Source organism: Micromonospora sp. NPDC005299, from assembly GCF_042872345.1.
In the GTDB taxonomy this organism is placed as follows: Bacteria; Actinomycetota; Actinomycetes; order Mycobacteriales; family Micromonosporaceae; genus Micromonospora.
In genome coordinates this window covers 1-20,434 of record NZ_JBIAKG010000027.1, presented here as the reverse complement: position 1 = coordinate 20,434, position 20,434 = coordinate 1, and the positions used below count along the sequence as shown (strand labels likewise).

At 66.2% G+C, this 20,434-nt stretch carries 19 protein-coding genes and 2 pseudogenes; 12 read left to right on the top strand and 9 right to left on the bottom strand.

Annotated features, from left to right (window positions below):
• Positions 1 to 295: 295 nt before the first annotated feature.
• The 4 genes from ACFYPD_RS33700 to ACFYPD_RS33685 all read right to left on the bottom strand — a co-directional run bounded on the left by ACFYPD_RS33700 (position 296) and on the right by ACFYPD_RS33685 (position 3,889).
• The gene (locus ACFYPD_RS33700; protein ID WP_387122727.1) at positions 296 to 787 is read right to left on the bottom strand and encodes a hypothetical protein; all 492 of its coding nucleotides are present in this window, start codon (positions 785 to 787) and stop codon (positions 296 to 298) included.
• Positions 788 to 1,298: 511 nt separating this feature from the next.
• On the bottom strand, positions 1,299 to 1,511 hold the full coding sequence (locus tag ACFYPD_RS33695; protein WP_387122724.1) for a hypothetical protein: 213 nt from the start codon (positions 1,509 to 1,511) through the stop codon (positions 1,299 to 1,301).
• Positions 1,512 to 1,874: 363 nt separating this feature from the next.
• The gene (locus ACFYPD_RS33690; RefSeq protein WP_387122722.1) at positions 1,875 to 3,281 is read right to left on the bottom strand and encodes a hypothetical protein; all 1,407 of its coding nucleotides are present in this window, start codon (positions 3,279 to 3,281) and stop codon (positions 1,875 to 1,877) included.
• The gene (locus ACFYPD_RS33685) at positions 3,278 to 3,889 is read right to left on the bottom strand and encodes a hypothetical protein (RefSeq protein WP_387122719.1); all 612 of its coding nucleotides are present in this window, start codon (positions 3,887 to 3,889) and stop codon (positions 3,278 to 3,280) included. Before ACFYPD_RS33685 ends, ACFYPD_RS33690 begins: the two co-directional genes overlap by 4 nt.
• A gap of 84 nt (positions 3,890 to 3,973) precedes the next feature.
• Here ACFYPD_RS33685 and ACFYPD_RS33680 point away from each other — a divergent pair.
• Both ACFYPD_RS33680 and ACFYPD_RS33675 read left to right on the top strand, forming a co-directional pair.
• A pseudogene (locus ACFYPD_RS33680) lies at positions 3,974 to 4,243 on the top strand (ASCH domain-containing protein); the annotation flags it as partial.
• Between the two features lie 299 nt (positions 4,244 to 4,542).
• Entirely contained in the window at positions 4,543 to 4,833 is a 291-nt protein-coding gene (locus ACFYPD_RS33675) for a hypothetical protein (protein ID WP_387122716.1), read from the top strand.
• A 253-nt stretch (positions 4,834 to 5,086) separates the two neighbouring features.
• On the opposite strand, the gene ACFYPD_RS33670 is transcribed toward ACFYPD_RS33675, so the two are convergent.
• Together ACFYPD_RS33670 and ACFYPD_RS33665 are read right to left on the bottom strand one after the other, a co-directional pair.
• A complete protein-coding gene (locus ACFYPD_RS33670) occupies positions 5,087 to 5,299 on the bottom strand; it encodes a hypothetical protein (RefSeq protein WP_387122713.1) in 213 nt (70 codons plus the stop codon).
• A gap of 75 nt (positions 5,300 to 5,374) precedes the next feature.
• Positions 5,375 to 5,614, bottom strand: a complete 240-nt coding sequence (locus tag ACFYPD_RS33665) for a GntR family transcriptional regulator (RefSeq protein WP_357092700.1) — start codon at positions 5,612 to 5,614, stop codon at positions 5,375 to 5,377.
• 417 nt (positions 5,615 to 6,031) lie between these two features.
• Between ACFYPD_RS33665 and ACFYPD_RS33660 the strand changes: the two genes are divergently transcribed.
• The 5 genes from ACFYPD_RS33660 (at position 6,032) to ACFYPD_RS33640 (ending at position 11,641) form a co-directional block, all read left to right on the top strand.
• Positions 6,032 to 6,250, top strand: a complete 219-nt coding sequence (locus tag ACFYPD_RS33660) for a flavin reductase (protein ID WP_387122710.1) — start codon at positions 6,032 to 6,034, stop codon at positions 6,248 to 6,250.
• Positions 6,247 to 6,420, top strand: a complete 174-nt coding sequence (locus ACFYPD_RS33655; protein ID WP_355059436.1) for a hypothetical protein — start codon at positions 6,247 to 6,249, stop codon at positions 6,418 to 6,420. The genes ACFYPD_RS33660 and ACFYPD_RS33655 overlap by 4 nt, the downstream gene beginning before the upstream one ends.
• A gap of 1,059 nt (positions 6,421 to 7,479) precedes the next feature.
• The gene (locus ACFYPD_RS33650) at positions 7,480 to 8,385 is read left to right on the top strand and encodes a septum formation family protein (protein WP_387122707.1); all 906 of its coding nucleotides are present in this window, start codon (positions 7,480 to 7,482) and stop codon (positions 8,383 to 8,385) included.
• 1,300 nt (positions 8,386 to 9,685) lie between these two features.
• Entirely contained in the window at positions 9,686 to 10,795 is a 1,110-nt protein-coding gene (locus tag ACFYPD_RS33645; RefSeq protein WP_387122704.1) for an FG-GAP repeat domain-containing protein, read from the top strand.
• Positions 10,796 to 11,278: 483 nt separating this feature from the next.
• Positions 11,279 to 11,641: a YciI family protein gene (locus ACFYPD_RS33640; RefSeq protein ID WP_350874083.1), complete on the top strand. Its 363-nt coding sequence runs from the start codon at positions 11,279 to 11,281 to the stop codon at positions 11,639 to 11,641.
• Between the two features lie 572 nt (positions 11,642 to 12,213).
• On the opposite strand, the gene ACFYPD_RS33635 is transcribed toward ACFYPD_RS33640, so the two are convergent.
• Together ACFYPD_RS33635 and ACFYPD_RS33630 are read right to left on the bottom strand one after the other, a co-directional pair.
• Positions 12,214 to 13,251 carry an IS110 family transposase gene (locus ACFYPD_RS33635; RefSeq protein ID WP_387122700.1) on the bottom strand — a complete coding sequence of 346 codons (1,038 nt, stop codon included), beginning with the start codon at positions 13,249 to 13,251 and terminating at the stop codon, positions 12,214 to 12,216.
• 86 nt (positions 13,252 to 13,337) lie between these two features.
• Entirely contained in the window at positions 13,338 to 14,501 is a 1,164-nt protein-coding gene (locus tag ACFYPD_RS33630) for an IS110 family transposase (RefSeq protein WP_387122697.1), read from the bottom strand.
• Between the two features lie 289 nt (positions 14,502 to 14,790).
• On the opposite strand from ACFYPD_RS33630, the gene ACFYPD_RS33625 reads away from it, so the two are divergent.
• The gene (locus tag ACFYPD_RS33625; protein ID WP_387122694.1) at positions 14,791 to 15,846 is read left to right on the top strand and encodes an IS110 family transposase; all 1,056 of its coding nucleotides are present in this window, start codon (positions 14,791 to 14,793) and stop codon (positions 15,844 to 15,846) included.
• A gap of 616 nt (positions 15,847 to 16,462) precedes the next feature.
• Here the strand turns inward: ACFYPD_RS33625 and ACFYPD_RS33620 are convergent.
• Positions 16,463 to 17,303, bottom strand: a pseudogene (locus ACFYPD_RS33620) (tyrosine-type recombinase/integrase); the annotation flags it as partial.
• An 82-nt stretch (positions 17,304 to 17,385) separates the two neighbouring features.
• Here ACFYPD_RS33620 and ACFYPD_RS33615 point away from each other — a divergent pair.
• The 4 genes from ACFYPD_RS33615 to ACFYPD_RS33600 all read left to right on the top strand — a co-directional run bounded on the left by ACFYPD_RS33615 (position 17,386) and on the right by ACFYPD_RS33600 (position 20,213).
• Positions 17,386 to 17,817: a transposase gene (locus tag ACFYPD_RS33615; protein ID WP_387122692.1), complete on the top strand. Its 432-nt coding sequence runs from the start codon at positions 17,386 to 17,388 to the stop codon at positions 17,815 to 17,817.
• Between the two features lie 103 nt (positions 17,818 to 17,920).
• On the top strand, positions 17,921 to 18,403 hold the full coding sequence (locus tag ACFYPD_RS33610; RefSeq protein ID WP_387122690.1) for a hypothetical protein: 483 nt from the start codon (positions 17,921 to 17,923) through the stop codon (positions 18,401 to 18,403).
• 77 nt (positions 18,404 to 18,480) lie between these two features.
• Positions 18,481 to 19,767 (top strand): MFS transporter, encoded by a 1,287-nt coding sequence (locus ACFYPD_RS33605; protein WP_387122687.1) that lies wholly within the window; start codon positions 18,481 to 18,483, stop codon positions 19,765 to 19,767.
• Complete coding sequence (locus ACFYPD_RS33600) at positions 19,764 to 20,213, top strand: GNAT family N-acetyltransferase (protein WP_387122684.1); 450 nt, start codon at positions 19,764 to 19,766, stop codon at positions 20,211 to 20,213. The genes ACFYPD_RS33605 and ACFYPD_RS33600 overlap by 4 nt, the downstream gene beginning before the upstream one ends.
• The last annotated feature ends 221 nt before the right edge of the window (positions 20,214 to 20,434 follow it).

Genomic DNA, 20,434 nt, shown 5'->3' with positions numbered 1-20,434 from the left:
GGACTCGTGGTGCCAAGTTCTGTCGACGTCAGCGGGCGACGCATCAAGTTTCACAAACCCGTGGGCGCCCCGCCAGGGGCATCTTCCTCTTACAAGCGAGGGGTCACTGGGCCGGCTACGGGCCGTCTGGGCCGTTGTTGGGCCGTCAAGCGCCGACCAAGGATGACCGAGAACGACCGGCAGCGCCCGAAGAAACAGCAGGTCAGCCACCACATACGGGCGGCTGATCTGGTGGGCGACGGACGAGTCGACCTGTACGCCGGATACTGCGGGATAGGGTGCAAGCCCATTGGTGTCAGGACAGGCGGCCCCGGTACTCGCCTGCCAGACGCTCTGCCGTCAGCCGCTCCAGCTCCTCTGCGGCCGCCGCGGCCTCGTTGAACTTCTTGCAGATCCGTGACTCAAGGTGCCCCGTCAGGTCGATCACATCGAATCCGTCCTGCACTAATTTCTCGCCTTTTGTGGACTTCCGCCAACGCTTCGCTACCTTGACGTGGCCGGCCCTCGTCAGTCGGGCCCCTTCTGCATCCGGGGGCAGGAGGAGCCCTCGTCCTGGTAGCACGTGTTTGTCTCCAGTACGTGTCGCTTTGAAGATCGCCAAATCTTGAAGCCGAGAATCGGCGTGCTCGTTGCGAGACTCGACGAACACTCGGCCGGCGTCTGAGCGCATCTTTGCCGCGTGATCCTTGAGGAACTCGCGGGTCAGGGTCTCGCCAGAGCGACGGGCTGCCGCGACCGCGCTCTCGGCGACCTGCTCAATGGCGTTTGCAAGGTTGAGCACCGACACAGTTGCCTCCTGAATGGACGGTGGACCTCCAGCATCTCGCGCACCAGTCCTGGACGCCAGTTCCGTGAGGAGACGATGAGTCAAGTGAGCGCTGTGCTTGACCGATGGCCCCGGCAGGAGGCCCGAACGCCCGGCAGGCGGAACTGCCTTCCTGCACAGCTGTTGGCCGGGAACGGGTGGCAGTGACGGCGCGTGCCAGAACCATGCCAGGTCGACAGGTTGCGGCGGGGGATTAGCGGGGACTGGCGGGGAGAGGGGTCGCCTGGGGGGCAGGTCGCGACCCTGGCAGGCCAGGCCGACTTGTGAGAGCCCCCTGGCAGTGTGGGCACCCTGGGGGCACAAGACACTGTCAAACGTCGTCAACCAGCCACCGACGATGGCAGCCCGAGGCCCCCCGTGAGCAGGTGTCGAAGGCCGTTGCCGCTGGTGGCGGCGTAGCGGCTCTTAGTTCCGCTTCAACGTCTGACTGCGCTCAGCCCTCAATTCACAGATCGGCCATTTTGCGGACCGGTCAGGCGGAATTTGCGGCCTGTGCGATCAACGCCGCGCCGGATGCGACGAGGGTGGACGCGACCAGTACCAGGACCAAACGGGTCAGGATGCGCCCGGCCGCCCTCCCGACGATGGGGGCGTACTGCTCCTGTTCGGCTCGGACGAACCGGGCGGGCAGCAGCAGGATGGCCACCCCGGCGACCAGGAGCGCGGCACCGGCGACAAAAGGCATGAGACACCTCCTCCATCGATCCTAGTTCCGGCAGCGAGGGGCGCGCTCGTTGTAACGCGGTCCCGGTCAACCGTCGGTCTGTGCCTTTTAAGCCCGTGGTCCTCCACGGCACTAGCTGGCGCGTGGGGCGTACGTGGAAGTACCCAGGCCGTCGCCGGGCCGTCGGAGGTCGGATACGGCCAACCAACGATGACCATTGGCGAGGACGTCTGCCCAGGTAGCGCGATGTGACCTAAACGGGGACCTGCACCGCAGCCTGCGCCTTACCTGTAGTTGGTGAACTGCAAGGCCGGTTGCCTGGGGGTCAAGCGCCGGCTTGACGGCCCGTAGGAGATCATCGGATGGCGACCAAACCCGAACGCATCAATCCCAGAGCGGCGGCTGGACAATTTCGCCGTTACTCTCGCGTCTCATGCGCGCCGTCAAATCCGAGGTCTCTCGCTCCCCCAATTGCAGGAGCAGTTTGATGGCGGCTGGGCCGAGTTCACGGATGGTGAACGTGGCGTTTGTGTGGCCGGTAGCGGTTCCCGTAATGAAGTCCGCAATTAGATTGCGTCCACTCGTCATCGCTATTGCTGCACTATTCGCAATAGAACCACCCCGCGAAGCTAGCTGGCCGAAGTCTGGGCTGTCGACAACATCGGCGCTGCCAACGGCCTCGATCGAGATGGCGAAGCTGTTCTGCTTCACCTTGACCTCAGTCATCCTGGCACCGAGATCACGAATGGCCGATACCAGCGACTCGACAGGAATTCCTCTCCGACTGTCATAGGCGGGGAGATCGGTGGAGCGCGGTGCAAAGAAGGCAGTCCACCCGATACCCCGCAGGACGAGGCAATTTCTCTCAATGCTCCAATGAGCTGGATCTTGCTCCGTCGCTGGATCCGCACTACCAAAGACGCGAACCCCTCTAGCAACGAGGCGATCAGCATTAGCTTCGACCAACAGGCCTAAAGCCGGGGAGCCTTGCAACTGGCCGAGGGTAGTTAACTGGTCAAGTGTAAGGCTGTGGCCAATCCTGCGCCAGAACTGAATGTCCTGCGTATCAAGAGTTGAGAGAACGAGCGCTAGGTCGCTGCTCGTCATCGGCCCGACCATGTTGCGTGCAGAAGGGAAGTTCTCTACAGCGCCGCCATGGCCTTCCCAGACTACTTGGTATAGCCTGCTGAAACGCCCGGCCTGCTCGTCGTTAAGTATTGCTTCGGCCCTCGACAGGGCAGCGCGAATAGGCTCAGGCTCTAGGCTCGCGGCCCCGTCAAACCCGATGACAGCAGACTCAGCCACGGCCCGCGCTGAATCCCCGTCGACGACGCCTAGGCCGCCTCGCATTACGGCATTAGATAAGACCGATGTTATGGGGGACTCTAATGCAGTCAACTCTTCGATTGCCGCTGGATCCGTAACGAGAGCGGAAGCTCCTACCGCAGCCTCTGAAAGCTCTAGCCTCGGCCGCTCATCCCGCCTCTGATTCCATGTATCAAGAGTGAGAATGATTGGATGGCTGTCGGAAATTGCCCGAAGATCAGAGGCGAGCCAACGTGGATCCGGATTGGTTCTCAGGAAGACCAGTCGTTCGCGTCCCTCTTTGGGCCATGTAAGCACCAAGTCTGGGGCGAACGTGTGGTTGAAGAACTCCGTCTTCCGAACCTGCATACTCGGGTCGCCCGCATGAAGGAAGTTGCTAACGGTGGTCTTCAAGTAATCTATCCGGCTGTCAGGGGTGTTGTAATCGAGGGCTCGACTTAGGGCGACACCTATACTGCCGTTCATCTCGACTCCTCATCAACACCCATGAACGCTCTAAGCCGGTTGTAGTTGTCGGTAGTTATCACTAAACTCTCTTGCTCCTCGCAGAGAGTTAGTAGCCACAACCGATTTGTGAGTTCATAAACGACTTGTTCGTTGAGCTTTGCCTTCGCTTCCTCGACAGAAGTCGTCCCAAAAACGCGATGGATATTTTCCTTATGCAGGAGGTGCTTCCTGATGGTTTCTGGCGTCCGATGCTTGTGCCAACTCTGAGCCTGGAACGGGGCCCATGAGAGCCAGATCAGATTATCGCAATAGTCCGGCTTGTCCTGAAAGGCCACATAGCACTCCGCAACAAACTCCGCGTACTCCCTCGCGGAGTCCATTTCGTACTTATAGGCCTTCACCTCGGCCATGAAGGATTTGTCGTGCAGGGCGCCGCCCCGCAACTTTCCGCCGATGTCGAAGCTGAATGACTGGCCGCCATGCGGCCACCTGAAATGGAGGAGGTCGCCAAAGACCTTTTCGGTGTTCGTATAGATGGACGAAACGCGCGTGGTGTTGTCCAGCCAGCGTTTGGCACGGTCAATGCCGATGCTGCCCGTCTGCTGGTGTATCTCGCCCGCCACCATGACGGAAGGGTATAGGAACCTTACCGACGGCAACAGGTGCAAGATCGGTGACGACGTTCAGGGCGACGGAGCATTGGTCAGGTCGGCCAGCGATCGGCGGTGCTGGACTCGGAGGGCCGGCGCGTCGCGGTGATCGAGCTGACCGAGGTGCGTGTGGTCCGGCTCGCCGATGTCGATCTGCAACACGCTCTCGACGAGGGCGAGGGAGATGAGTCTGTGGCGCAGTGGCGGGCCGGGCACGAGGCGTTCTGGCAGAGCGAGGAAGTGCGCGCGGAGCTGGGCGATCCCGGCTTCACCGTCGACGACGACACCCTGGTGCTGGCCCAGCGTTTCCGGCTGGTGCACTCCGTTTGATCCGACTGGCTCGCGGCCTTCGACTCACATCACCGGCAAGCCGCCGAGGCTCGCCGAGCAGCCAAGTGAGCAGCCAAACCGGCGAACAGCAGCGGACAACCACGGACCGGGGTATCGGGTCGAGTAGGAGGAGCAGCCGGCGGACCAGCGCCCGGCTACCGACTCGTAATGCGCAGATCAGACCCTGCCGGCAGGACCCTCTAGAGCCTTCGTCTAACGCGCAGGTGTCGGCAACCCGTCACCGCTGCTGCTGTTTCGGTCCAGTGACTATCAGCGATGCGTCATGCAAACGTGAGTGGATGACCACGAGCGCGTCCGTTCTAGTCATCATCAGTGTTGCGATCGGGTTTCTAGCCGGCCGGGCCTATCAGGTTGCTCACCGGGCCTGGTCGGACTACAAGAAGGCCAAGGCGCTCGTACCGCAGCTGTTGAAGGCGTTCTGGGCGGCCGTGCGGGGGGCTATCGTGATCCTTGCCGTCGCCTTGGCCTGGATGGTTGGTTCCGCATGGGCGGCCGCATCCAGCAACCCGACCGAGGGCCCGTCGCCATCGCCGTCACCGTCATCGGCGGCTCCGTCACATAGCCGGTAGAGCGCGGGCGACGTCGGCGACTTGTCGTGACGTCAACCTAAGGGAGGTGATAGCCCGTTACCCGGCCACGCGCGTGCCCGGAGTCTGGCCTGTGCCCCCTGAATATTGGCGGCAAGCAGCGAGAAGGCAGCGAGACCACCGGCATCAGCTGGCATAACACGTCAACAGGCAGCATCGTGGACGTGCTCAGGGGCGCAAGACGGCAGCGGATGACACCCAACGATGCTCCGTATCAGCGTTCACACCGAAGAAGTCATCGGCCATGTTCCAAGCAGCCGTCGCCATCGAAGTGCTTGAAGCGAAAGTTCCGGGCCAGCTCGTTGATCGCGCGCTGAAGCCGCGTCTGATGCCCGTCCTCGGGCAGGAAGGTCAACCACCCTTCGTCAAACGCGGCATCCACAACTGCATTAGCGAGTCGCTCGATGCGTCGCGCGTACTCGGCGTCGTAGTCCGGTTCGGAAGCCATGCAAATCCTTGGGGCCAGCGTAGCGGCGCGCTAAGGAGCCAGGGGTCGCGATCGCTGCGACGGCTCCTGAAGGAACTACTCGGCGACGAAAACGCCCACGCCGGGCAGGGTCTCAGTCATGCCCTTGATGCGTAATACCTGCATGGCGCGATCGATGACCGGCTCGGTGACCTCGTAGTGCTCGATCAACTCCCGCCGGCTGGGCAGCTTTGAGCCCGGCGGGAATTCGCCGGACGCGATGCGTTCGGCCAGGTCGTCGGCGATCTGCTCGTAGCGGTAACGCGGTGGCACGGTGTTCCCCTCGGTTGGCAACACGAGTAGACCACCTACACCAGCCCTTGACTACCCAACGGTACCTGTGGGAGGTTGCCGAGGAGGTCGATTCCCCCGGTTGGCGCTGTGGGCCGTCCTCGCCGGCGTGGATGTCCGGCGCATCCCCCGCGATCGGGCATCCACGCCCCCGGACACCTGCGGCACGAGGAGGCGCAGTGCTCCCTTCCAGTTACCCCACTCGGCGGCCCGTGACCCCGACGGCTCCGGCGAGCCGATGAAGCGGGTCTCCTACGACGAGTACATCTTGGCGGCGGCGCTCACCCTCGCCCGTCGCCATCGGCCCGTGTGGTCGTGGCGGCACTGGCGACACGTCTGCCGCTGCGGCGCGACCCTGCCGTGCCGAAGCCGTCACCGCATCCCAATCAACCGCGGCCACTGGCCCAGCCAGGACCGCCGGCGATGACGGCGCACCTCCCGATCAGGCCGGCGTGGACGTGCGGCGGCTGCGGGTGGGAGTGGCCATGCCAGACCCGGCGGCGGGAGCTGCGAGCCGAGTACGACCAGGCCCCGGTGTCGCTAGCCCTCTACCTCGCCGCCCAACTCGTCGACGCCGCCCAGGACCTGACCCACGTCCCCGCCGGCCACCTGCACTACCGCTTCCTCGGCTGGACCCGATGAGCATCCTTCGACCCGGCGACGAGAAGTTCCACTACAGCGACGGCTCCCACAAGTGGATCCCACCCGACCCGGACTACGACCAGGAGGTCTGGGACGAGCAGGTCCGCCAACACAAGCAAGGCCACCTGAGAAACGAGCGCCCGAAGGTCCGCGTACTGCGCCTCGTCTGATGCCAGCAGTACAGCACCGAAGTACAGCAGCCGTGCCAGCCGAACCGAGCCGAGAAGCGCACCAGCAGGCCCTCTGACCTCATATCAAGCCCGATCCGACCGGCTCGCCGAGAGTTCACACCGAAGAGGTCACTGGTTCGATCCCAGTATCGCCTACCATAAATATATGCAGGTAGGAAGCCCGTCGCCGGAGCCACCAGTAACGGGCTTCCCGGGCTGTTGCCCCTTAAATTGGGAGCAATTTGGGAGCAGGGGACGCCGGGACCGTCCGCTGTTTCCTGCGCGTGTAGCGGCCGCGGCTGCGGACGCCAGCACAACGATCCGATGCCGGAGCAGTTCTGACCTCGGGTGAATCCGGCGAGTGGGCAGCGTGTCGAAGGCCAGGGTGATCTCATTGGTTCGGCTCACCACGATCAATACAATGGTGTCGGCACCCGTTCGGTCCGGGAGCGTGAGCAGCCAGAGTCCTGCGCCCAGGTCATTTGGGTGAGGCAACCATCGCCTGGGGGAGTCCATAGGACCGTCCTCACCGGACATGCTTGCCCTGATGTACGCCTCAGCTCATCGCTGCTCGACGATCCTTCCAGCGTCGATTCCGAGCAACCCGAGGCCGGAGAGGCCGGCGGACCGGCACGGCGACCGGCACCCGCTCGGCCCGGCAGGGCCAATCGCGGGTAGGCGGCCACCACGAGTCCGAGCCCGGCAATGACCCAGCCGTCCGAGCCGTCGACAGCGGCTCGCCGCTGTCGACCCAAGGCCGTCCCGATCACGTTCTTCAACTTCCACTTGCGGGTCGTTTGTAGGCCGCCGCCGTCGCGGGATCTACGACGGCCTAGGTGGTTGTGGCTAGTGCGGCGCAGTCTCGTTCATCAGCGGGCTGATGCCGCCGGCACCTGCAAGCCCACCGCCAGCTCACGAAGGTGGTCTACGTCGACGTCAACGGCGAGGGCTGCGACGAGGACGTCGCTGAGGTCTTCCCACGCCGTCATCCAGTCGGTGACCGTAAGAAGTTCAGCCTCCGGGTGGCATATGCTGCGCCGGCACGACGGGGAGGGTGACATGCGACGGTTGCGGGTACGGGGGGCGGTGGCCGCCCTGGCCGGGGTGACGGCGATGGCGGGGTGCGGGGCACCGGCCGGGCTGGACGGCGACCTGACCGACGACTGGCGGCCCGCCGCGGCGGCCGTGCAGTTCACCCCGAAGGTGGGCGACTGCCACGTGATTCCCGAACCGTCGAGTTACCTGACCAGCTACCAGCCGGTCGACTGCACGCGGCAGCACCTGCTGGAGACCTTTTACCTGGGCACGTTCACCGGCGCGGTAGCCGAACGGGAAACCCCGCCGCCGGTGGGCTCGGCGGTGCTGCGACCGGCGTTTGCCGAATGCGACGCGAAGGCGACCGCGTTCGTCGGTGGCGACTGGCGGGGCGCTCGCCTGACGGTGCAGGTCGCGCCCCCGTCGGCGGGCGGATGGCAGGGTGGCAGTCGCTGGTTCCGGTGCGACATCTTTGAGCTGGACACGGCCGACGGCGGCTCGGCGCAACGGCATCCGGACGACCACCCGGTGCAGCACACCGGCAGCCTGCGGGACGCACTGAAGGGCCCGTCACCGCTGGCCTTCGGGTGCCTGAACGAGGACCGGTACGGCGCCTTCGAGCAGACCGGCTGCGCCCGGCCGCACACGTTCGAGTACGTCGGCTCGTGGACGGCGCCCGACACCTCGTACGCGGACGCGGGCCGCGACGAGGACGGCGTGCACGCGAAGTGCCGGGCCCTCGTGGCCCGGTACGCGAAGGTCCCGGTCGACGGCGTGCTGCGCTACCGCACAGGCACCTCGTACCTGGTGCCGGCCGCGGAGGCGTGGGCGCGCGGTGACCGGGGGATCCGCTGCTTCTACTGGTCGGGGGGCCTGAAGGTGACCCGCTCGATCAAGGGCGGTGGCACAAAGGCGCTACCGGTCCGTTGAGCGCGAAGTGCTCACCGACGCGGGATAGGGACGAGGGCTTTGACCTGCGGTGCTGCCGGCGAGCGGCCTGGCGTGACCTCCCAGAGAACACCGAAGTGGTCAGCGTTGGCTGCTCCCCGCCTGCCTACTGCCGGCTTGTCGTCCTGGTCCCGCCGACGCCAGTCGCCGGGACCATCCTGCATCGACGTGCGGCTCTAGATCCGCCGCAGCGGAGCTGGTAGGGACTCCGGCAGCTGAGACTCGAATCCCACCGACAGCCATCTGGCCAGGGGTTCCTGTCCGGTGACCTCTTCGGCGTGCCCGAAGGAATCAGCTTGTTAGCCACTTCGCGGGGCCGAGGGCCGGGCGGCCGGCGGGGGCTGAGACGATCGAGTGACCAGGATGGGCCGCCGATCGACGTCGCCACCGACGGCGATGGGCGGCATCAAAGGCAGCTTGATCGGGTGCACTCCCATGCCGATTTGAGGCTGTTCGCTGGCGCGTGTTCAGGCACTATGACGGGATGCCGTCGCGACATGGTGGGTATGAACCTAACGCGTTGCTGGGTCGTCTCGTCGGCTTCCGTCTCTACTCAGTCCAGTTGGTCATGGACTACGTTCAACTGCGCTTTGACGGTCCAACGGACGACATGCCGGTCCTCAACTGCGAGGTGTTACCCGTCGTGGAGACGCCGGCCGGTCTCATCGCTGCGGGGGATATGAGGGCGTTCAAGCCGGTGTCGGCACCGGGAGTTCAGGCACGGGTCCGACGGCGGCTGCGGCCTGGCGCCCGCGGGGCAGTTCCGCCGGAGTAGAGGTCGGCGCCTAAATTTGCGGGCTGTTGCCGTTGGCGAAGCCAAGATCACCCGCGCTGATCGCTGACTACGGCGAGGACACCCGAACGCGAGTGGCTCACTCGCCGCCGCCACCCAGTGCGTTGCGCCAGCCTCCAAGGCACCAGCGCCGCGCGAACCAGCTTCGAGAAGCACGGGCGTCGGTCTCGTCGACACCGTCTCTGTAGAGCCTCAGGGACGCTGAGCTGCATGGTCGAGCATTCTTCGGCGCGCTGCAGACGCAAGGCGCTCGACCGGCAGCCACGGAGGCGACAGCAGCCAGAGTCGAGCCAGATGTGGCCGGCAGTCCACACCAACCGCTGAACGTGCATGCCTGTCCAGAGCTTGGCGTGGCAGGGGTTTGCGACGTCGGTGATCAGGGCACGTGGCGCGTGAACGGTCGTCAATCGAGGGCCAGGACATGACGGGGGCACAATGGACAGAGGTGTAAGAGTCGGTATCGCCGCGACGCTCGCCATAGCGGCCGGGGTGGCGGTGCCGCTGCCCGCTGAGGCGGCGAGTGGAGGGACATTCGCGGCCGCCAAGTACCTTGCCACGGGGTCGACTGCGACCAGCGCCGTCGCTGTCGCCGACGTCACCGGTGACGGGCGACGCGACATCGTCGTCGGCATTGATGCCGTCGACGGCACGCAGACGAGTTCTGTGCTGGTCTTCGCCCAGCGAGCCGACCACAGTTTCGGCGCTCCCACCAGGATCAAGGCGCACGGCGGTTACAACAGCAACGTGCAACTCGCGGTCGCCGACATCGACGGCGACGGCCGCACGGACGTGGCGATGTCGTCGTCCGCTGGCGTCGATGTGCTGTTTCAGCGGGGCGGGCGCCTCGCCGCGCCGCTGCTGGTCTCCGGGGGTGCCGGGGACGTGGCGATCGCGGATATGACCGGGGACGGACGGCCGGATCTTGTCGTCGGCGCACGGCCGGGCGAGGTCAGGATCTACAGGCAGACTGCGGCGCATGCCTTCCAGGCATATCGGACGATCACAGGGCCGTTCATCGCGGGCATACCGTTGGACCAGGTGTTCGCCGCCGACCTGAACGGAGATGCCCGCATCGATATCGCGCAATTCTACGGCCACGGCACGTGGGTGCGGCTGCGCCGCGCGGATGGTTCCTTCGGGCCGGCGACGACCTACCGGACGCCCGCGGACGGCAGCGGCTTTCGCCGCGTCGGCCTCGGCGCGGCGGTCGGTGACGTGACTGGCGATGGCCGTGCCGACCTGGTGACCAGCGTTGACGGCAACACTCCGGACGCCGCCGTCCAGGTCTTCGCGCAGGGCGCCGGTGGGCTCGCGACGACGCCGACCAGATATCCCGCTTACGACAGTGCCTCTGGCCTCACTGTCGGCGATCTGACCGGCGACGGCCGCAAGGACCTGGTCGTCGCACACAACAGTTGGCTCGCGGTGAGCGTCTATCTGCAGCGGTCGACCGGGAAGCTCGGCGGGTACACGACGAACAGGGTCGACGGGGTCGGGCCCCAGGCGGACTCCCTGGCCATCGGTGACGTCACCGGGGACGGGAAGCCGGACGTCGTCGCCGTCGCGTACGACAAGGTGGCCATCCTTCGGCAGCTCTGACACTCGCCGGCTGTGGACCATGTGCTTGGGTCGGCCTCGCCGCCCGCCACGTGATTCACAGCCGGCGTCACTGCAGTCCTGGTGTTCCTCGGGGCGACGCCGGCCATGATGTCGCCCTCGCCTGGTCGGTCTGGCCGCCCCGGGAAGTCAGCGGGTCTCGCTCTCGACTTCTGCTTTCTTCGCCGATCGCTAACGGCGTCGTTGGCGATCTTGGGGACCCGCGTACAACCCTGCTATCGCCACGTCGTCCGCTGCTCGGTAACAGTCGCGCGCGAGGACGGTTGTGGCCGTATCCGGATCTGCCGCGTAGCGCTCGTCACGCAAGGTAACCAGTTCACGGTGCACGCATCCGGACTGCCGATGTGAGTGCGACGGTTGACCGGTTGACAGAAATCAAGCTGGAGAGTGTCGGATCTGCCGGATGCCGTTCGTAGCGTATGCAGAGACGGACGTCGGGTCCGGGGACGATCAGAGGGAGCGGACATGCCTGAGTACCTCATCTACTTCAATCAGCAGTGGGTGGGTGACCACACCGAGGAGTGGTTCCGCGGGCGCGGTCCACTCGCCAGGGCGGTTGTTGATGAGATCAAGGCCGCCGGGGCATTCGTCTTCGCCGGGGGCCTGGAGGAAGAGGACGGCCCAGTCTTCAACGCAGACGCCACAAGCGGTGCGATGGTCTTCACCGACGGGCCCTATGTCGAGAGCAAGGAGTTCCTGGGTGGCCTGACCATCGTGGACGTGCCGGATGAGGCGACCGCCCGGATGTGGGCCGGCAAAATCGCGGAGGCATGCGGCTGGCCGCAGGAGGTTCGCCGGTTCAAGCCGCGGCGCGTCTTGCAGGGATGAGATTGTCACTCGTCGGCTGAGGCTTGAGCCGAGGCGTGGCCGGCACCGGGGTGGACGTCGCTGCTGCGGTATCGGCAAGGATTCGACCAGGCACGGGGGCGGCCAGAAAAGTGCCGCCCCCGGAGCCGGCCGACGAAAGCGCTTCGCCGTACTCATCTGGCACCCCTCTGTGTCATCCATGAAGGAGCGGGGCCGGTCAAGGCTGGGGTCTTGACTGGCTGACGTTGATTTTTCCGGTTCCGGCAATGGGTTTCGGGCAGGCGTGTGTGCGGTGCCGGGGTCAACGGCTGGGCCGTAGGCCCACCCCGCAGGGGCTTGGCCTTGACGCCGGCGCCGTGCGCGCCATGCTCGTGATGCCGGGAGGCGTTGTGGGTGGTCGCGTCGCCAGGTTCCGACTGCTGTCGGTGGGGCAGGCCGGGTTCGGCTGCCGGTCATCCATTCGCCCCGCCTGGGTTGGGGGCATGGTGGTGTGCGACCGTGACCGGACGGGGTCAATCAAGCGGGCGGCCTCGCCGTCGGCCGACGGGGGTCAGACACAGAACGGCCTCGCGTCCGGTCACGTCCGAACCTGCTCACGCCGCCGCCCGGGCCGGGGCGAGGGCACGGATGTGCCCGTCGCGTAGGCCGTAGTAGACGAGGGTGAGCAGTTTGCGGGCCACCGCGACGGTGGCGATGTTGCGTCCGCGGCGTTCGGCGATGCGGGCGCGGGCGCCGGTCAGCCAGCCGGCGGTGTGCGGGACGCCGTGGGCGGCCTCGACCGCGGCCCACCGCACCAGCGTGGAGCCCTGCTTGGTGATCCGCCCCCGGTGCACGACCAGGTCGGACTCACGGTGCCGTGGGGTCAGCCCGGCCCACGAGGCCAGCTGCGCCGGGCCGGGGAACCGGTCGACCTCGCCGATCTCCGCCACGAACACCGCCGCCAGGACCGGACCGACACCGGGGATGGCCTGGATCGCCGTGTAACCGCGATGCCGAGAAAGCCTGGCCCGGATCGGTCCGCCGACCGCGTCGATCTCGAAATCAACGGCGTCGATCAGCCGACATAGTGAGGACACCCGGCCCCGGAAGGCGCCGTCCAGCGGCGCCCGGGCGAGCAGTTCCCGCCCACCCACGCCGAACAGATCCGAGACCGCGATGTGCACGCCCTGCTTGGCCAGCACCGCGTGCACCGACGCTTTCAGGCCGCTGCGCCAGGCCACCAGCTTGGCCCGATACCGCACCAGCTCCCGCAACTCCCGCACCGCCGGCGGGGCCACATACGCCTCCGGCAACCTGCCCATGCGCAGCAGATCCGCCAGATCGGCGGCGTCACGGGCGTCGTTCTTCACCCGCCGGTAGGCGAACCCCTTCACTCCCAACGGATGCGCCAAATGCACCCGAGCGCCGGCCGCGGCCAGCACATCCACAGCCCAGTACCAGCCATACGTGGCCTCCAGGACCACCTCCGGATCCGGGCCGGCCTTGGCGATCTCCAACCCCAGCGCGACCGGGTCATTGTCGATCCGCACTGTCTCGAGCTTCTCGCCCGCCTCGGTCATCCGCACGATCACCGACCGGCGCCGATGCAGATCGATGCCAACGATCTGCCGGCCGTCGTACTCCGCCTGCATGAGGGGCCTCCTTCGTCGTGAGACGTGAGCACCCCGAGCATCCCGCCCGGGACCCACGAGGAGCGAGGCCCCGCTCCTTCATGCCATCAAGAGGCGGCGAGGAGTGGTGTTCTAGGCTGGGGTTCGGCGGGTCCGGGAAGTGACTGTTCCGAAGTGTTGACCATGGGGATTCGGTCGGCCGCGCTGGATTGAAGAGTCGCCCCCACGTGTCCTCCCGGGCCCGTCCCGGCTTTCTTGGCGTCTTTGATCATTTGCTTGTAGACGATGTCGGACAGTCGGCGCTTGAGTGCCCGCATGGCTTCCATCGGTGTTTTGCCGGCGGCGAGTTTGCGCCGGTAGTAGGCGCGACCTTCGGTGTCGTGGCGTAGCTGGACGACGGCCATGATGTGCAGGGCCCGGTTGATGCGCCGGTTCCCGGCCCGGGACAGGCGGTGGCGTTGCTGGTCACCGGACGACGCGTCCAGGGGTGCGGTGCCGTTCCAGGAGGCGAAGTGCCCGCGGCTGGCGAAGCGACTGATGTCCGCGACGTCACCGATCAGGCGGGCGGCGCCGGAGGGGCCGATGCCGTTGAGGTCCTGCAGGCTGCTGCCGGTGGTTGCGAGGAGCTCGGTCAGTTCCTTGTCCGCGGCCTTGATCTTCTTGTCGACCTGGACCAGTTCGGTGATCAGCTCGGAGGCGAGCCGGCGGCGGGTGCGCCCGACCAGATCACGCGGCCGGATCGTGTTGAGCAGGGTCCGGGCCTGGGCGGCTGACAGGAATTTCTTCGCCCCACCGGGCAGCAGTTCCAGCAGCAGCTTGTGAATGCGGTTGAGCAGGTCGGTGCGGGCGTGACCGAGACCATCGCGGCGGTCGACCAGCAGCCTCAACGCAACGGTCACATCGTCGACGGTGACCTGCCGTAAACCCTTGGCGCGTAGGGCGGCGACGGCGACGCTGTGGGCGTCGACCGGGTCGGTCTTGCGGCCCTGACCGGTGTCGAACACCCGGGCCCGCGCGGACAGTTTCGCCGGCACGTCCACCACAGTTTCGCCGTCGGCGACGAGCCGTTGAGCGATGTGCCGGCCGATGCCGTTGCAACCCTCCACCGCCCAGACCCGGTCCTTGTGCTGACGACCGAGCTTGAGCATCGTCCGGTAGCCGTCGCGGTCGGTGCCGAACCGGCCCTGCGCGAGGACCTTCTCGCGGCCGTTGATGATCTCGATCGTCGCGGACCGCTTATGCGGATCCATACCGATGATGACCTGTCCCACGCTCGTCCTCCTCGATCAGACCGGGGCTGAATCCGGCGAGGAGGGCAGCGCTACTTCGAGCTGGGCAGACCCCTGACTTGTCTACTGAGGTCAGACGCGAGGGTCTGCAGCCCGTAGCGTCAGGGCGCCGGTCGGTACTGGCTCGCAAACCCCTTGCCGCCCTGCAGGGCTGGCTCTTCAAGAGCGTGCCAACGCTGGCCGGCGCCCGGCCGTGGTGTGGCTCGACAGAGGCGTGCGCAAGAGATTCTTGAAGTCAGGCTGCCCACCACGGCGCATCTCGACTCCACGAGTGAAGGAACTGCTGCCCGCCGTGATCACGATCGGAATCGACCCGCACAAAGCCTCGCTGACCGCCGTCGCGCTGGACCCCACCGGCCGGCAACTGGCCACCCGACGCGTCACCGTCAACGCCGGGACATACAAGACGTTAATGGGTTGGGCTGGGCGTTGGCCGCAGCGACGCTTCGCCGTTGAAGGCGCCAACGGCCTCGGCCGCGGGATCGCCCAACTGCTGGCCGCCAACGGCGAAGACGTCGTTGACGTGCCCGCCACCCTTGCCGCCCGCGCCCGCCTGCTCGATACCGGCGGCACCCGCAAGAACGACCCAGCCGACGCCGCCAGCGTCGCCCACGCTGCGATGCGCCACAAACGCCTGCGCCCGGTCATCGCCGAAGACCACACCACGCAGCTGCGGCTACTCGCTGAACGCCGCGACGACCTGGCCGGCGAACGAGTCCGCGTCCTCAACCGCCTGCACGTCCTGCTGCGCGACCTGATCCCCGGAGGCGCCCCGGCCGACCTCACCGCCGCCAAAGCTGCCGCCCTCATGCAAGGCCTGCGGCCACTCACCGCCACCGACGCCTGCCGCCGTGACCTCGCCCGCGACCTCCTCAACGACGTGCGCCGCCTGGACCGGCAACTCGCCGCGAATGAGGGCCAGACCCGTCAAGCCTTGGCCCCGACCCGCTCCACTCTTACCGACATCCACGGCGTCGGACACATCCTCGCCGGGAAAGTCCTCGGCCACATCGGTGACATCACCCGCTTCCCGACCGCCGACCACCTCGCCAGCTATATCGGCACTGCGCCGCTGGAAACCTCAAGCGGCGAGCGACGCCGCCACCGGCTCAACACCACCGGCAACCGCCAACTCAACACCGCCCTACACACCATCGCCGTCTGCCAGGCCCGCGATCCCGGACCCGGACGTGTCTACTACCTACGCAAGATCGCTGAAGGAAAGACCCCGGCCGAGGCCAGACGAGCGCTCAAACGACGCCTCACCAACGTTCTCTACCGGCGCCTCTTTAAAGATCAACAAAGTCGGCCGACCCGCACCACTTGACACACAGAGGCGCTCTTGAGCCTCTCCGCGCCACGGTGACCGGCAGGACGCATGCCAGATGAGAGCCACACCAAACCCGCGGCGGGCAGCCGCTGAAAGAGCGACCCCGCCGGCCACCTCGACCAAGCCTGGCCGGGCTGCGGTCGTAGCACCAGTAGATAAGTAGCCGCTGATAAGGCGCGGCATTCCTGAGCATGCCCGGTTGACGAGCGGGCCGCGGAAGCGGGTCGGGGGCGACTGCGCCTAACGGTCGCTGGCCGGGCGTCGGCGTCAGCCAAGGCTGCTCGGGTAAGCGGCCACGATCTCTAACGAACGACCTGCAGGACGGTCCGTTCCAGCCTGGCCGCAGCAGCCGCGTAAGGCCCGGGGTCGGGGAGCAGGTTGGGAGCAACAGGGTGCACTGAACGGCCCTCAACCGTACCGAACGGCACCGGACGGCACGCAGTTGCGCCCACGGCTGCGCGTTTTTGCAGGTCAGAGTAGGTGCAGCATCCTGCTTCACACCGAAGAGGTCACTGGTTCGATCCCAGTATCGCCCACGCAGGTCAAAGGCCACTTCCCGGGATCGGGAGGTGGCCTTTTTGCTTGCGTACAGCAGTTAAGTACAGCAGCCCGGTCATTGCGCGAGTGAGTCGCCGAGGCGCTTGAGTGCTTCTCTCGTCGCCTTGGACGAGACCTGCGTGTAGATCTCCATCGTTATCGAGAATCTTGCGTGCCGGAGCACCTGCATGGCGACTCGCGGGTGGACGTCGAGGTCGGCCAGGAGCGTGGCGCAGGTTCTTTTGGCGTCGTGGACGGTGATCGCCTTGACGCCTGCTTTCTCGCACCTCGTCCGCCAGGAGCGTTGGAAGTTGCGCGGCTCGATCGGTGTGCCATAGCGGGTGGTGAAGACAAGGTCGGTTTCGTGCCACGCTTTGCCGGCGGCTGCTTCAGCCTCGTCGCGCTGTTCGCTTCTCAGCTTGAGTGCGGTAAGGCAGATGTCGGGCAAAGGGAGGGTGGCGTCGGGCGCCTGGGTCTTGGTGTCGCGATGGAGGAGCTGCCCGCGGACGCGTTGCAGTTGGCGGCCGATGGTCAGCTCTCCGGCGTCGAGGTCGACGTCCTCCCACGTCAGTCCCAGTGCCTCGCCCTTGCGCAGGCCGGTGACGAGGACCAGGGCGTAGGCGGCGTAGAGCGAGTCCTCGTCGGCACGGGCCGATTCGAGGAACTTTCGGGCCTCGTCGCTCGACCACGACTTGCCCCGGCGGCGGCGGACGGTGGCGAGGGTGACCGGGACGGCCGGGTTCTTGGTGATGAGGTCTTCGGCTTGGGCGTGGGTGAGGGCGGCCCGCAGGGCGGCCCGGATGTCGCTGACCGTGCGCGTTGACGGGACGGCTTGGCAGCAGCGGCCCACCGCGCAGCAGCGCCGCTTGTTCTTGGCCCGGGCGGCGTCCTTCCTGGGCGCAGCACTGCACCGCCCTCACCATCGACCCGACCAAGCTCAACGACCCAGAACAGGCCACCGCCGCCGCGCTGGCCGGACTCGCCCGACGGGTCACTACGTTGACCGACGAGATCACGACCCTCGACCGGCAGTTGGCACCGCTGGTCCGTCAGGCCGCACCCCGCACCAGCGCCCTGTTCGGCGTCGGCACCGACGTCGCCGCTCAACTGCTCACCACCGCCGGCGACAACCCCGATAGCCTGCGCTCCGAAGCAGCACTCGCCCACCTCTGCGGCGCAGCACCCATCCCCGCCAGCTCCGGACGTGTACGCCGCCACCGCCTGCACCGAGGAGGCGACCGCGGCGCCAACCACGCCCTGCACACCATCGAGCTATGCCGCATGCGCTACGACCAACGCACCCAGACCTACCTGCAACAACGCATCAGCGAAGACCTCAGCAAACAGGAGATCCTCCGCTGCCTGAAGCGCTACATCGTCCGCGACGTCTACACCGCCCTACGGGCCGACTTCGCCGCCCTCGCCCCTTGACCTCCATAGGAGCATCGGGATGGCTACTCCATCCTCGGCAGGTCTCGGCCAACTTCCGGAAGGCCAGTAGGCGGTTCGCTTGCTGTCAACGTAGCGTTGACATGTGACCCCAGAGATCGTTCACTTGGCCGAACTCAGAGGTGCCCGTACTCGCCTTGATGAGCAAGAGTTGGAACTCATCGACCGTGCACGTTATGCGGGTGCCACTTGGGCGGAGATAGCTGCTGCGCTTGGTCTGAGCAGCCGGCAAGCCGCCGAGCAGCGCCGCCAACGTCTCGCGGCGGCCCGACGGTCAAGGCGACAAAAGCTTGATCTTCGCTACTCCTCACGAATCGCGGCGTTGCGGGCAGCCGTATCTGATCTTCAGCGGTGGATTGACACGGACCGAGGTTGGGACGCTCGGTTCCGACGGGCGGCGCTGGTGCGCAGAACGGCAGCACTTGCTCTCGATGCTGCACCGGGGTCGCTGTATGCCTTGGCGCTGCATCTCGTTTGCGACCTAGCGGACGTAGGGGGTGGCCGACTGCCGGGGCCAGTACAAGCGGTCGCCAGGAGGATGGAGGCCGCAATGTCAACAGAGGATTGACGTTCGATGGCGGCCTTGCTTCGCAGAGGCTCAAGAACTGAGGATGTGAGCCGTCTCGGCTCAACCTTGGAGGACTCATGCGCCGCAACGCTGGGCTGTTCGTGGCGATTTCGTTGCTGTCTGGCCTCGGAAGCAGCGCCATGTCCCTGGTATCCGGAATCTGGATCCTCAACCTCACCGATTCCAGCAGTCTCGCCGCGCTCGCGCAGCTTTGCGTGTACGCCCCTGTTCTCGCCGGGCCGTGGCTGGGAGGCGTGCTCGACCGCGCACCGAGGCGGCCTCTGATCATCGGAGTGAACCTCACGTTGGCCGCCGTTCTACTGTGTCTATTTGCCGTACAGGGACCAGGCCAAGCTTGGCTGATCTTCGCCGTCTCGTTTGCCTACGGCGTCAGCTATGTGTTGATTGATGCAGGCGAGACAGCGCTACTGCCGTCGGCTCTCTCCCCCGCGGAGCTCGGCGACGTCAACGGCTGGCGGTCTAGCGCCCAGGAGGGCATGAAGCTCGTGGCTCCTTTGGCTGGCGCGGGCCTCTACGCATGGCAGGGCGGACACGCCGTCGCTGTGCTCAGCGCGGTCATGCCGGTATTGGTCGCCACCTTGTATGCAGCTCTGCGTCTCACTCAGACGCCGCCCGAACTGCCAACCGAGCGGCAACGCAGCCTCGGCGCAGGGCTTGCCGTCCTGTTCGGGCAACCGGCGATTCGCGTCCCCGTCTCACTCGCAGCCGTCTCAATCGCGATGTCCGGCTTCACGACGGCGGGCTTCTACGCGATGGTCACCACAGAGCTGAACCTGCCGGCGACGTTTCTCGGGGTGCTGGTCAGCGCCCAGGGCGTCGGTTCCATCCTCGGCGGGCTCATCGTCGGCCGACTCATCACTCGGTGGGGCGCGGCTGCTGTCGGCATAGCCGGCACGGCCTTGTTCGCTGCTGGCTGCATTGGTCGTTGCCTGCCTTGGTGGCCGGCCATGTTCGCAGCCTCAGTGGTAGCGGGCGTCGGCCTGCCTTGGACGCTGGTTGCAGCGGTCACCGCGATGCAGACGCACACTCCGGCGGAGATGCTCGGGCGAGTTTCCGGGACGGCCAACACGGCAATGTTCGGGCCCATCGCTCTCGCCATCCCACTTGGCGCCGGGGCCGTTCATCTCAGTAGCAGCAGTCCGCTTATCGCAGCGGCCGGGGTCTGCCTCGCTGCCGCAGTCATCGCCTCCTATCGGCCCATCGTGCAGAGCAAGCGAGGTTCCTTCCTGGCCCTGTCAATCAGGCCAGAGCCGCCACGAGGGGACCAGCCACAGGGCGGGCAAGACGGCAGTTCGCGCGACTTGGCCGCCTCGCCGACGACCGCCACCAAGGACTGCCCATGAGCCACCCGCTCTTACATCTGCGCCGGATCACGCGGCGCGATGCGCCGCGATTAGCCGTCCTGCTGGGACAACTCGGCTACCCAGCCGAAGACTCGGCAGTAAACGAGCGCCTGGACTACTGGCTGAACGACCCGACAAGCGCGCTCATCGGCGCCGACATGGGTGGGGAACTGGCCGGAGTTGCGGCCCTGCACGTGAGTCCGCTCCTCGAAGTCACGGGCAAGTGGGCTCGCCTCGTGGCCTTGGTCGTCGACGAGCAGCACCGCGGCAAGAGCATCGGGCGGTGCCTGGTTGAGGCCGCCGAGAGCCGAGCAAGGGAGTTGGGCTGCCTTCGCATGGAGGTTACGAGCAGCCGCAAGCGAGAGCGCGCCCACCGCCTCTACCGCCAACACGGATACGAGGACGTCTGTGAACGGTCGGCACGCTTCATGAAGCTCCTGCGGTAGACGTCGGAGCAGCCAGCGCCGACAGCAACAGTGACAGCAACCGGCCGGGACGAGGACATCCGCCAGCCGCCGGGTGCGGACAGTCGCCCCCGAACGTGAAAGGACCCCGCCGGATAAAGCGCCCATAACTCAGACGAAACTCCATGGGTAGCGGTGGATTTACCTATGCGGCGAGTGGGGTGAGGTCGGCTTGGTAGCCGAGGTCGTGCAGTTGGCGTAGT